The sequence below is a fragment of the Rhodococcus sp. SBT000017 genome (assembly GCF_003688915.1).
In the GTDB taxonomy this organism is placed as follows: Bacteria; Actinomycetota; Actinomycetes; order Mycobacteriales; family Mycobacteriaceae; genus Rhodococcoides.
In genome coordinates this window covers 1,900,048-1,911,975 of the sequence record NZ_REFU01000001.1, presented here as the reverse complement: position 1 = coordinate 1,911,975, position 11,928 = coordinate 1,900,048, and the positions used below count along the sequence as shown (strand labels likewise).

Sequence of the window (11,928 nt, the reverse complement as noted above, 5' to 3'; positions counted from 1 at the left end):
GGTTGTAACCTGAATCACATGCCCGGATGTCTCGGGCCGATGGACAGCGAGGGTGTGAACCGTGGACCAGGCCGCTGCTGCGAACGTAGGCAAGGCGCTGCACGACCTCGACGACCGACGCGGCCGCCCGGAGACACCCCGCGTTCTCAAGTTCCATGCCCCGGAGATCGTGTTCGGTCAGGATTCGCTGGGTGAAGTGGCGCACGCGACGCTTCGGTTGGGCGGAGTGCGTCCGCTGGTGGTCACCGATGCCGGTCTGATCGACAGCGGTTGGGCGGGTCAGTTGATCGATCTGCTCACCGCACAGGGCCTGTTTCCCCAGGTGTGGAGCGAATTGACGCCCAACCCAAAGGACGTCGAGATCGAAGCCGGATATGCGGTCTACACCGCGTCAGGCTGCGATGTGCTGGTGGCCATCGGCGGGGGATCGGTGATGGATGCAGCCAAAGGCATTGCGATCCTGGCCGGCAACGGCGGCAGAATCCTCGACTACGAGGGCGTCGACCAGGCCACGCGTCCGATTCCTCCCCTGGTCATGGTGCCGACGACCTCCGGCACCGGTGCCGACGTCTCCCAGTTCTGCATCGTCACCGACACGGCGCGCTCGACGAAGATCACGATTCTCGGCCGGGCTCTGGTTCCCGACATCACCGTGATCGATCCGACGTTGCTCACGACTATGCCTGAATGGCTCAATGCAGCAACGGGATTGGATGCCCTGACGCACGGAATCGAGGCTTTCGTCTCGCTCGGACACAACCAGCTCACCGACCACCATGCGCTGCGAGCAATCACCATGGTGATGTCGCAATTGGCGCGGACCATCGACGAACCCGCCGACATGGTTGCGCGCGGATCGATGGCCCAGGCCAGTCTCGAAGCGGGGCTGGCCTTCACCAACGCGATACTCGGTGCAACGCACGCGATGAGCCACCAGGTGGGCGGACTGCTCGACCTGCCACACGGCGTGATCAACGGGGTGCTGCTGCCCCACGTCATTCGCTTCAACGCAGCCGAGGATCCCTTGCCGTACGTGGCGATAGCGACCAGTCTCGGGCTCGACGAGGGGCGTGCCGGGCCGGAGGAGGCGGCTATGGCCGTTGCCGACAGGGTCGACCGACTCGCTCGGCAAGTGGGAGTTCCTGCGGGCCTGGCCGAGATCGGCGTCAGCGAGTCCGACCTCGACGTGTTGGCTACCAACGCTTTACACGATGCCTGCATGTCCACCAATCCTCGCTCGGCGACGCACCGCGAAATGGTCGAACTGTTCCGGAGTGCACTGTGACGTCGGGACCCGATGTGACGTCCGGACCCGACCTGTCGCTGTTGACGGGACTGCGCTCGGGCAAGAACACTTTCTATCCCCAGTATCGCGGTGCGGCCGAACGGCTCGAACGCGTCGTCTATGCGCTGGAACTGATTTCACGGGCGCTGGTGCGGACGGTCGACGGCCCCGAGACGCTGGTGTGCGCGGTCGCGGAAGCAGCTCGTGCCCATTTGAGCGCGCAGTGGGTCGTGTTCGCGCTCGCCGACGGTGCCCTCCCGGATGCCGGTCCCCGGCGGCTGGTGCTCGGACCGGACGCGACGCCGTTTCTGGTCGACAACGTCGAGGGTCCACCGCTGCCGGAAGACGTCATCGACTGCCTCGAGTCGATTCGGACGTCCACCTGCGGTGACGGGCAGAACCCGGTCATCTCGGCCCATCACGCATTCGTGCCGATCGCGTTCGACGGTGGCGTCGTCGGCGCGTTCGCGGCGTGGACCGGCGATCAACGGGTGCTCGACGCCACCGACGCGGCCGTGTTGAGCATTCTGGCGAGTCAAACGGCTGTGGCGCTGCAGAATTCGGCTCTGTTCCAGAGCCGGAGACAGTTGCTCGAACGCACCGAGAGTGCATATGCCGAGGCGAATCGAACAGCAGCCGATCTCGCCGCCCGCAATGCCGAACTGTTGCTGACGCAGCGGCAACTGGGTGCCGCGCATCGACACCAGGTGCTCGACGACGAACGCCATCGCATCGCCCGCGAACTGCACGACAGCGTGACCCAGGCCGTGCTGTCCGCGGGGATGCAGATCGAAGTGTGTCGGAGCGAAATCTCGGCCGAGGAGCGCAGCGACAGGTTGGATCTGGCCAAGGATCTGACGCGTCGAGCTGTGGAACAGCTACGGTCGGCGATCTACGCGCTCAATCACCCGCAGGACGCCGACCGAACGTCGCTTCCCGAAATGCTCGAACAGCTCTCGGTGGTCCACATGCCCGACGAGCTGCAGGTGTCGTTGCGCGTGGAGGGAACTCCCATCGAGTTGAGCAGTGAATGCGAGCACGCATTGCTCCGCATCGCCGGCGAAGCGCTGTTCAACACAGCGGTGCACGCGCACGCGTCGCGGGCAATTCTGCGATTGACCTATACGCCCGATCAGGTGCAGCTGTCGATCGCCGACGACGGTGACGGCGATCCGGCCCACCTGCGCATGATGCTGCACATGGCCGAATCCACCGATGTCGACGGCAGGCACCGTGGATTGGCGAACATGGCGGCCCGCAGTCGCGAACACGGCGGGGCGTTAGAGATCCGCCGAGCCCGAACCGGGGGAGTGCGTGTAGCGGTGCGCATTCCACTCCAGGAACATTCCGAGAAGGGCGAAACACAGTGAGCGTTCCAACTGTTCGCACGGGGACAGGGCAGGTGGTGGCACCGACGGTGCGCATCGTGCTCGTCGACGATCACGCAATTCTTCGCGACGGGCTACGTTCGGTACTCGAACGCGAGTCCGACCTGACCATCGTGGGGGAGGCGTCCACTCGGGAGGAGGGATTGGCCGTCGTCGCGCGGGTGGAGCCCGACATCGTGCTGATGGACCTCAAGCTCTCGGCCAGCTCGGACTACGAGGGGCTTGCGCTGTGTGCGCAGTTGGCGAAGGCGCACAACGGAATCGGTCTGCTGGTGCTCACGACCTTCCTCGACGACCGACTCGTGGTGGAGGCCGTGCATGCGGGAGCGCGCGGGTACGTGGTCAAGGACGTCGACACCACCGAGTTGGTACGCGCGATCCGCGCGGTCTCGCGAGGCGAGAGCGCCTTCGACTCGCGGAGCGCCTCGGCTGTTGTCCGTTCTCTCAACGGCACACCGAGCAGCATCGAGCGCCTCACCGAGCGCGAGCTCGAAGTGCTACGGCTACTGGCAACGGGATTGTCCAACAACATGATCGGAACGAGACTGTTCATTTCGGCGACGACCGTCAAGTTCCACGTCAGCAACATCATGCGCAAGCTCGCGGTGTCCAGACGAGCCGAGGCCGTGTACGCGGCGAGCAAGCAGGGGCTCATCTAGAACGACGGACTCATGCCGAGGCCGGTCGCGTCTCGACCCGCTGCTTCAGTGCTCGATTGAACGAGGCGTAGCCGTCGTCCTCTTTGCTTGTGAACAGTCGCCGGAACGGCCGTACGGAGACACCGGAGAAGGTTTCGACGTTGTTCAGTCGGGTGGTTCCGTCCTCGTTCGGGATCAGGGTGAAGGTGTGTCGACCGACGAAGAAGCGTTCGGAGGCGATCGTCGCCGACCACTCGAGCTCTTGATTCGGAACGGCCGCGGTCACGAACGGCCGAAAGGACATGCCAGGCATGCGAATGGAGAGCCGGGTGCCCTTCGTCGCTGTTCCGCTCACGCGGGAGAAGTTGCTCCACTGGCCGTAGGAATCGAAGTCGGAGAGCACGTCCCAGACTTGCTCGGGGGTGGCGGCAATGTCGATGGAGAAGTGAGCACGATGCCCATGATGTGTCCGTTCGTGAAGGTTCGGGTGGGAGTCAGGCGCTGTGTACGGCGGTGAGAAATTCGAGCACGGCGTGGGCGGTCACATCGGGTTGCTGCGCCTGCGGGTAGTGGCCGGCTTCGGCGACCATGACGGCCTCGCCATGGAGCGTGTCGGCGATCCAGTGGGCCTCGGCCGCGGGATCCTTGAAGTCCGGGTCGAGTTCTCCCATGATCACCACGACGGGCGCGGCAACCTCACCGAGTCGGGCCTCGGCAACCGCGTGATCGGTCTGACGTGTCGTTTCCGAGAACGCCTTGCCGTACGGCTTGCGTTTCAGGCTGGTCACGACGGCGGTGCGGTAGTCGTCGAAGTCGTCGGGCTTGCGTCCCGCGTAGAGGGTGGGCATGTAGGACTTCCACATCACGGCAACCCACAGCGGGGCCATCATCGTGTGAAACATGGCCCGCGTGAACACATTCGAGGGTGGGTTACGTACGTACGGTCCGACCAGCACCAACCCGTCGACCTGGTGGGGATGATCAGCGGCCACGATCACCGCTGCTCCCGCGGCCAGCGAGTTCCCGACGATGACCGCCGATCCGCCGAGGTGGGTGATCAGCGCGTGCACATCGCCCGCAGTCTCGGCATCGCCGTATGCGATGAACGTGGTGTCGCTGTCGCCGTGGCCACGTAGATCGGTGGTTGCCACCGAGTACCCGGCTGCGACGAGGGCGGGCGTCAGGAAGCGGTAGGAGGAGCGCAGGTCGCCCATACCGGGAACGAGGACGAGAAGGGGTCCGTCGCCCTGAAGGTCGTAGGCGATACGTCCCTCCGGGCGGGAAATGTACTGGGTCGACGGGGTGGGATGCGGTGTTGAGGAAGTCATAAAAGCTACTATTACATGCCAATTAGCTATTGACAATAGCCAAACCGGATTCAGGGAATCCGGTTGCTGACGAGGGCCGATGAACGGCAGGCTATTGACGCTAGCCAAAAACTGGAGTAGCCATAGCCCGGTGAGAAACTACTGCTCGACGTTCGATTTCTGCATCAGCACCTGCGCGTGGTCGGTGTCCCGTGCCTAGGGCAGGTCTGACGCGTACACGCGTGGCAGAGGAAGCGGCGGTGATGGCCGATCACGTCGGTCTCGGCAAGCTCACCTTGGCAGCACTGGCGGACCGACTCGGCGTGCGGCAGCCCTCCTTGTACAAACACATCGACTCGATGGCAGGCCTGCACCGCGACATCGCCGTCAACGCCAAGCGCGAACTCGGCGAAGTGCTCGCGCGAGCGGCAGTAGGTCGTTCGGGAGCAGAGAGCATTTCCGCCATGTCGCGGGCCTACCGCGCCTGGGCGCTCGAGCATCCGGCCCGGTACGAGGCGTCGAATCTGATGCCCGCCCCGGGCGACAGCGAGGACGAGTCGGTATCGATGGCCGCCATCGGTGTCATCGCCGACGTACTGACCGCGTACCGCCTCGAAGGCGACGATGCGATCGATGCGATCCGGGCGTTCCGATCCACCCTGCACGGATTCGTCTCCTACGAAACGGCAGGAGCGTTTGCCATGAGTGCAGACATCGATCGAAGCTTCGAGCGTCTCGTCGACGGGTTCGTCATCGCTCTGACTCGATGGGCGGACACCAAGCCCCGCCCGGAGGCCGAGTCGGGTTGATGCGAGCACCCCTCGCGCGGGCGCAGAGCGCAAAGTAGACGGCGCTCCGCGTCCTGTTCGGAGCGTTCGCGAGGTGCAGGCTTCGGATAGCACACACCAGTGATATCCATGCCGAGGAGCACCCATGACCGTTCAGGAAGACACGCGCCCAGACGACGCTCCCACCGACCGCCCCACGGAGCTCACGGTTCTCGGAGCCTGCGGCCAGGACTGTCCGGATTCCTGCTCGATGGTGGTCACGGTCGCGGACGGTGTGGCGACCAGCGTCAGCGGCAGCAAGACCAACCCGTACACCAACGGTGGACTGTGCGTGAAGGTGGACAACTACCTGGACAAGGTTTACAGCCCCGATCGAGTTCTCTACCCGCTCAAACGATCCGGACCGAAGGGCTCCGGCCGCTTCGAGCGAATCTCGTGGGACGAGGCCGTTGCCACCATCGCGGAGAAGTTCACCGCCATCGCCGAGGAATTCGGCCCGGAAGCGATCATGCCGTGCAACTACCTCGGCACCCAGGGAATCACGCAGGGGCTCAACGTCGGGGATGCATTCTTCAACCGACTCGGCGCAACGGTCGCCGAGCGCACCTACTGCGACGCCGGCTCGTGCACTGCCTACGCGATGACGGTCGGCGACACGGCGGGCGTCGACCCCGAGAGCTTCGTCCATTCCAAGTTCATCCTGATCTGGGCGTCGAACATCATGAGCACCAATCTGCACCTGTGGCCGTATGTGGCCGAGGCGAAGAAGCGCGGTGCCAAGGTCGTCGTGATCGATCCGGTCAAGACCAGAACCGCGAAGGCTGCGAGTTGGTACATCCCCATTCGCCCCGGCACCGACGGCGCACTCGCGCTGGCGATGATGCACGTCATCATCGACGAAGGGTTGACGGACGCGGATTACATCGAACGTCACACCATCGGCTTCGACGAGTTGGCCGAGCGCGTGCAGCAATACACCCCGCAGTGGGCATCGGAGGAGACGGGCATTCCCGTCGAAGACATCTACACGCTGGCAAGGGAATACGCGCAGAGTCAGCCGACCGTGATTCGTATCGGCGTCGCGATCGAGCGCAGTGCCGGTGGCGGACAGAGCGTTCGGGCCATTTCGTGTCTTCCGTCGTTGGTGGGTGCGTGGCGTAAGCCGGGCGGCGGGATCCTGCAGCTGCCGCTGTGGGCGTTTCCGGTGAACTGGCCAGAATTTCTGCAGACGGACCTGCAGACTCCCGGCACGCGCGTGATCAATCTGTACCAACTCGGGGAAGCGCTGACCGGTGGGCTGAATCTGGACACGCCCCTCAAAGGCCTGATGGTCTACAACTCGAATCCGGTGGTGGTGTGCCCCGATCAGAAGCGGATGATCGACGGGCTCAGCCGCGAGGATCTGTTCACGGTCGTCAGTGACCATTTCATCACCGACACAGCCGATTACGCAGACATCATCCTGCCTGCCACCACTCAGCTCGAGCAGGACGACATCAATTTCTCGTGGGGCCACCTGTTCGTCACCTACAACAACCGTTCGATCGAGCCGATGGGTGAAGCCGTCCCCAACACCGAGCTGTTTCGGCGATTGGCCAAGGCCATGGGGTTCACCGAACCGGTGTTCTCCCGAACCGACGAGGAACTGATCGGCCTCGCCTACGATTGGAATGTCCCGGCCATGGAGGGCATCTCGATCGAGTCCCTCAAGCGGCTCGGGTGGCAGCGGCTCAATCTGCCCGGCCCCGACGAGTACGCACCGCACGCCGAGGGCAATTTTCGGACCCCCTCCGGCAAGACCGAGTTCCTGTCCTCGGCAGCGGCGGGCGGCAACTTCGTTCTGCCCCTGTTCCGGCAAGGCTCGAACGATCACCAACCGGGTCAACCGGTGGATCCGCTGCCGCACTACATTGCACCCCGAGAATCGCTGCGTACCAACCCCGAACTGGCGCAGAAGTATCCGCTCAACCTGCTGACGCCCAAGTCGCACGCCTACCTGAATTCGAGCTTCGGAAATCTCGACATGCATCGCAAGGTGCAGAAGGAGCCGACGTTGCTGATCAATCCCGTCGACGCCGAGCGTCGGGGAATCGCCTCGGGAGATGTGGTGCGGGTCTTCAACGATCGTGGAGAGTTCACCGTCGTTGCCAAGCCGGACAGGACGGTCATGGAGGGCGTCACGGTCTGTGCGATGGGCGCGTGGCGCAAGAACATGCTGTCGCTGTCCACGCCGGCCTCGCTGAACCCGACCGTGTTCGCAGACCTCGGCAACGCCCCGACGTTCTCCGACACCCTCGTCGAAGTTCGACCACTCGACGCCTGACCATCATCACCACTACGAAAACGAGGATTCGCCATGGCCTACGTCGTCACCGAAGCGTGCATCGACCTACTCGACAAGGCATGCACCGAAGAATGCCCAGTCGATTGCATCTACGAGGGCGCTCGCATGATGTACATCAATCCCGACGAGTGCGTCGACTGCGGAAAGTGCATGCCCGCCTGTCCGAACGACGCCATCTTCTGGGAACACAAGATTCCCGACGAGCAGACGAGGTTCGTCGACATTGCCGTCGAATTCTGTGAGGACGCAGATGCTTCCGGCGGCGCGGAGGACCTCGGTCCGATCGGGCACGACCATCCGGCGATCGACGAAGTGGCGAAGAAGTGAGTGGTGCAACCGTTTTCGAATGTGACCTGATCATCGTCGGCGCGGGCCCGGCCGGCCTCTACGGTGCCTACTACGCGGGCTTTCGAGGTTTGACGGTGACCGTCATCGATGCCCTGCCACACCCCGGTGGTCAACTGGCCGCGCTGTACCCGGAGAAGAAGATATTCGACGTCGCGGGCTTCCCGGCGATCAAGGCGCAACATCTGGTCGATTCACTGGTCGAACAGGCGGATCAGGCGAAGCCGGAATATCTGATGGGCCACGTGGCCACCGAACTCGAGGAGTTCGACGACTCCGTGCGCATCACGACCGACAAGGGCGTCACCGTCGTCGGAAAGGCCGTTCTCGTCGCGGCGGGCATCGGGAAGTTCACACCGAGGCCGCTGCCTACCGGTTCCGAGTTCCACGACCGTGGATTACGGTATTTCGTGCCCAGGCTGAACGATCTGGCCGGCGAGCATGTGATGATCGTGGGCGGCGGTGATTCGGCGGTCGACTGGGCGCTGAGTCTGGAACCGATCGCGAAGTCGGTCGTACTGGTGCACCGGCGCAACGATTTTCGAGCTCACGCCCGCAGTCTGGGTCTGCTCGAGCGGTCGAGCGTCGATGTCCTCACTCCGTTCGAGGTCGAGGAGATCGCGGGCGAGGACAGCGTCGAATCGGTGACGATCGTCGACGGTGCCGGAATCGAGCGGCGACAGCTGGCGGTGTCGAGTGTTGTTGCCGCACTGGGATTCAAGGCAGCACTCGGCCCCATCGCAACGTGGGGGTTGGACAAGTACCAGCGCGACATCGCCGTCGACCGTACGATGCGTACCAACCGGAGGCGAGTGTTCGCGGTGGGTGACGTTGCCGGACACGAAGACAAGGTCAAGTTGATCGCGGTCGGCTTCGCGGAGGCGGCCACCGCGGTCAATCACATCGCTCCACTGGTGGACGGCTCGGCAGCAATCGTGCCGGGCCACTCGAGCGACTCGATTCACTGACCCGATTGGGTCGTACGGTTCGGTTCGGCCCACGAGCGGGTGACTGCTCGTGGGTCGTCCGAGTGTGCGCAGGCAGCAGTGCGGTACTGGCGGGGGCTCATGCCGTATTGCTCACGGAATGCGCGGCTGAACACGGCGAGGTCCGCAAAGCCCCACCGTCGACTGATCTGTCCGAGAGAACGGTCGGCCGACACGCTGGCGATGATTTCACGACGGCACCGCTCGAGCCGCTTGACGCGGATGCTGCGGGCAACCGTCGTACCGCTGGCGGCGAAGACACGGTGGAGTTGGCGGGTCGAGACGAGCATCGCCGCAGCGACTGCGCCGGGCGAGAGCTCGGGGTCTGCGAGATGTTCGTCGATGTATCGCTGCGCCGACCGTACGAGTGCTGCACTGGGTGAGTCGATCGTCGGGTTGGTGGTGGTGTTGCGGGCGATCACGCTGACCAGGTCTCCGACCTCGTCGGCTATCGCCTGGGCCCCGGAGGCTCCCAGAGTCGAGCGGGTCGACCCCAGGTCGTGCAGAAACCGTCCGAGGAGGCCGCTGAAGCCGGCCGACCCGTCGAAAGCCATGGCTGTCATGTCGCTGGATTCGCGGTCGTCGAGTCGAAGCATGTGGCGGGGCCAGGTGAAGACTTCGAGCTCCCACTGGTCGTCGTCGGGATGGCCGTCGATGATCCAGTCGAACGGCCGCGAGGTGTCGTAGATGGCGAAGTCGCCGCGTGAGAGCGCGCATTCGCGGCCGTCCTGCACCACGATCGCGCGGCCTCGACGAATCATCCCGATCTGCACGTACTCGGTGTGGTCCTTCTCGATGAGCGAGTCGGTACGAGCGATGCGTTGTGTCGTGGACCGAACGCTCGAAACCTGCAGGTGCGCAAGCGACATCGAACGAACCGCGCCGGTGAATCGGCTATCGGCCACGTCGGCGACATCGAGTGCCACGAAGTGCTCGTTCAACATGTCGCACCAGTCTCCGCGGCTGGTCGTCCTGGCCGGGATGGAGAATCCGGATCTGGAGAGCATGAGAACCCCTTGTCGTCGGAGCCCGTCGTGATCGTGTCGATCAGTGCGATACAGGGGCTTCGTTCGAGGTTAACGCGCAATGTTTCGGCTCGATTGGCAGTTCGTAACATTGCCGGAAAGTTCGGCGACGCCGACGCAGCGTGGTCTCTGCGGATCAACTAGCCGTCACGGACGGTCAACTGCGAATCACCCGGTTCGGCAATTCTTGGTGCACATGAGGTGAAAGGGGTGTGCCGTGGGCGAAGTCGACACTGTCCGAACGATGGCCGCAAGACCGACCGGACCGAAACTGCGCGCGACCGAGACGTACGTCGCCGTGGTGGCCGATGTTCTGTCGGTCGAGGCGACGATCGACTGGGCGACACTGCCGCAGTGCGGGGCCGCCGTGACCTTCACCGGAGTGGTTCGCGAGTATTCGACGGGAAGATCGGGTCGTCCCGCAGGGGGTGTCGTGTCGATCGACTACCAGGCCTACGAGTCGGTGGCCCGAGTGCGACTGATCGAGATCGCCGACGCGGCGCGAGAGCGATGGGCAGGAATCGGACGTATTGCGTTGCTGCACAGGGTCGGATCGGTTCGGCTCGGTGAAGCCAGTGTGCTGGTCTGTGTGTCCTCGGGCCATCGAGTCGAGGCCTTCCTGGCCGCGCAGTTCTGCATCGACGTCCTCAAAGCGTGCGTGCCGGTGTGGAAGCTCGAACAGCGGGCCGGAATCAGCGCCTGGGTCGAGACCGGCGTCCAGATCGAGGGCGTCGAGCGAGCGGCCTCGCACTGGCTGCCCGCCACCTACGGACGTTCCTCGTGAGCGGTCTCGATGCGGGCATTCGCGATACTCGTGGACGAGCCCTTCGCGATCTACGGATCTCGGTCACCGATCGGTGCAACTTTCGCTGCGTGTACTGCATGCCCCGGGCCGAATTCGGCCCCGATCATTCGTTCCTGAACGCGAGCAGGCTGCTCTCCTTCGAGGAGATCGACAGAGTCGCTCGAGCGGCGGCCACCATCGGAATTCGCAAGATACGTCTGACCGGCGGCGAACCGCTGCTGCGCGCCGGAATCACCACGTTGATAGAGCGATTGAGTTTGATCGAGGACATCGATCTGGCGATGACGACCAACGGTTCGCTGCTTGCTGCGCATGCCGAAGAACTGGTCGCGGCCGGGTTGCGCCGCGTCACCGTCAGCCTCGATTCCACGGATCCGGACACTTTCGCTCGGATGAGCGACACGCGCGTCCCTGTGCAGACCGTGCTCGACGGCATCGACGCGGCCGTGCGGGCCGGAATGTCGCCGGTCAAAGTCAACGTCGTGGTGCGCCGAGGAGTGAACGACGGGTCGATCCTGGCCGTTGCCGAACGGTTCCGAGGCACGGACATCGTGGTGCGTTTCATCGAATACATGGATGTGGGAGCGACCAACAGGTGGGAGCTGGCCCAGGTCGTCGACGTCGAATCGATCGTCGACACGATCGGAAGGATCCACCCGCTGGAGAGAGTCGACGCGGAGTACGACGGTGAGGTGGCGATGCGGTATCGCTACCTCGACGGCAGCGGCGAAATCGGTGTGATCGGTTCGGTATCGGAACCGTTCTGCGGAGCGTGCACTCGTGCGCGGTTGTCCGCTGACGGCAAGGTGTTCACTTGCTTGTTCTCCTCGACGGGAACCGATCTCCGGGCTCTGCTGCGATCGGGAGCCTCGCAGGACGACCTCGTTGCGCAATTGTCGGCGCTGTGGCTGCGTCGAGACGATCGCTACTCGGAGCTGCGAGCAGGAACGAAGGACGGTGCAGTGCGTGACCGCATCGAAATGTCCTATATCGGTGGATGATCGGAGAGTGGGAAGT

General features: G+C 63.8%; 12 protein-coding genes. 9 read left to right on the top strand and 3 right to left on the bottom strand.

Features of this window, described 5'->3' with window-relative positions; all coding sequences use genetic code 11:
• The first annotated feature begins 97 nt into the window (after positions 1-97).
• From AYK61_RS08545 to AYK61_RS08535, 3 genes are read left to right on the top strand one after another with little or no spacing between them, the layout of a single operon-like run.
• Positions 98-1,285: an iron-containing alcohol dehydrogenase gene (locus tag AYK61_RS08545; RefSeq protein WP_183130421.1), complete on the top strand. Its 1,188-nt coding sequence runs from the start codon at positions 98-100 to the stop codon at positions 1,283-1,285.
• Complete coding sequence (locus tag AYK61_RS08540; protein WP_310886821.1) at positions 1,282-2,655, top strand: MadS family sensor histidine kinase; 1,374 nt, start codon at positions 1,282-1,284, stop codon at positions 2,653-2,655. The genes AYK61_RS08545 and AYK61_RS08540 overlap by 4 nt, the downstream gene beginning before the upstream one ends.
• Positions 2,652-3,332 carry a MadR family response regulator transcription factor gene (locus tag AYK61_RS08535; RefSeq protein ID WP_308198163.1) on the top strand — a complete coding sequence of 227 codons (681 nt, stop codon included), beginning with the start codon at positions 2,652-2,654 and terminating at the stop codon, positions 3,330-3,332. The genes AYK61_RS08540 and AYK61_RS08535 overlap by 4 nt, the downstream gene beginning before the upstream one ends.
• A 10-nt stretch (positions 3,333-3,342) precedes the next feature.
• Here the strand turns inward: AYK61_RS08535 and AYK61_RS08530 are convergent, their stop codons facing one another.
• Entirely contained in the window at positions 3,343-3,750 is a 408-nt protein-coding gene (locus AYK61_RS08530; protein ID WP_121870483.1) for an SRPBCC domain-containing protein, read from the bottom strand.
• A gap of 55 nt (positions 3,751-3,805) precedes the next feature.
• Entirely contained in the window at positions 3,806-4,639 is an 834-nt protein-coding gene (locus tag AYK61_RS08525) for an alpha/beta fold hydrolase (protein WP_121870482.1), read from the bottom strand.
• A gap of 221 nt (positions 4,640-4,860) precedes the next feature.
• On the opposite strand from AYK61_RS08525, the gene AYK61_RS08520 reads away from it, so the two are divergent.
• From AYK61_RS08520 to AYK61_RS08505, 4 genes are all read left to right on the top strand, one after another.
• The gene (locus AYK61_RS08520; protein ID WP_220709108.1) at positions 4,861-5,427 is read left to right on the top strand and encodes a TetR/AcrR family transcriptional regulator; all 567 of its coding nucleotides are present in this window, start codon (positions 4,861-4,863) and stop codon (positions 5,425-5,427) included.
• A gap of 124 nt (positions 5,428-5,551) precedes the next feature.
• On the top strand, positions 5,552-7,729 hold the full coding sequence (locus AYK61_RS08515) for a molybdopterin-dependent oxidoreductase (protein ID WP_121870480.1): 2,178 nt from the start codon (positions 5,552-5,554) through the stop codon (positions 7,727-7,729).
• 33 nt (positions 7,730-7,762) lie between these two features.
• A complete protein-coding gene (gene fdxA, locus AYK61_RS08510; protein WP_121870479.1) occupies positions 7,763-8,077 on the top strand; it encodes a ferredoxin in 315 nt (104 codons plus the stop codon).
• Positions 8,074-9,063: an NAD(P)/FAD-dependent oxidoreductase gene (locus AYK61_RS08505; RefSeq protein ID WP_220709107.1), complete on the top strand. Its 990-nt coding sequence runs from the start codon at positions 8,074-8,076 to the stop codon at positions 9,061-9,063. The genes fdxA and AYK61_RS08505 overlap by 4 nt, the downstream gene beginning before the upstream one ends.
• On the opposite strand, the gene AYK61_RS08500 is transcribed toward AYK61_RS08505, so the two are convergent.
• The gene (locus tag AYK61_RS08500) at positions 9,057-10,088 is read right to left on the bottom strand and encodes a helix-turn-helix domain-containing protein (RefSeq protein WP_121870478.1); all 1,032 of its coding nucleotides are present in this window, start codon (positions 10,086-10,088) and stop codon (positions 9,057-9,059) included. The two genes, AYK61_RS08505 and AYK61_RS08500, sit on opposite strands and share 7 nt — an antisense overlap.
• A 262-nt stretch (positions 10,089-10,350) precedes the next feature.
• On the opposite strand from AYK61_RS08500, the gene AYK61_RS08495 reads away from it, so the two are divergent.
• Both AYK61_RS08495 and moaA read left to right on the top strand, forming a co-directional pair.
• On the top strand, positions 10,351-10,890 hold the full coding sequence (locus AYK61_RS08495; RefSeq protein ID WP_121870477.1) for a molybdenum cofactor biosynthesis protein MoaE: 540 nt from the start codon (positions 10,351-10,353) through the stop codon (positions 10,888-10,890).
• Positions 10,887-11,912, top strand: a complete 1,026-nt coding sequence (gene moaA, locus AYK61_RS08490) for a GTP 3',8-cyclase MoaA (RefSeq protein WP_259467968.1) — start codon at positions 10,887-10,889, stop codon at positions 11,910-11,912. Before AYK61_RS08495 ends, moaA begins: the two co-directional genes overlap by 4 nt.
• Positions 11,913-11,928 lie beyond the last annotated feature (16 nt).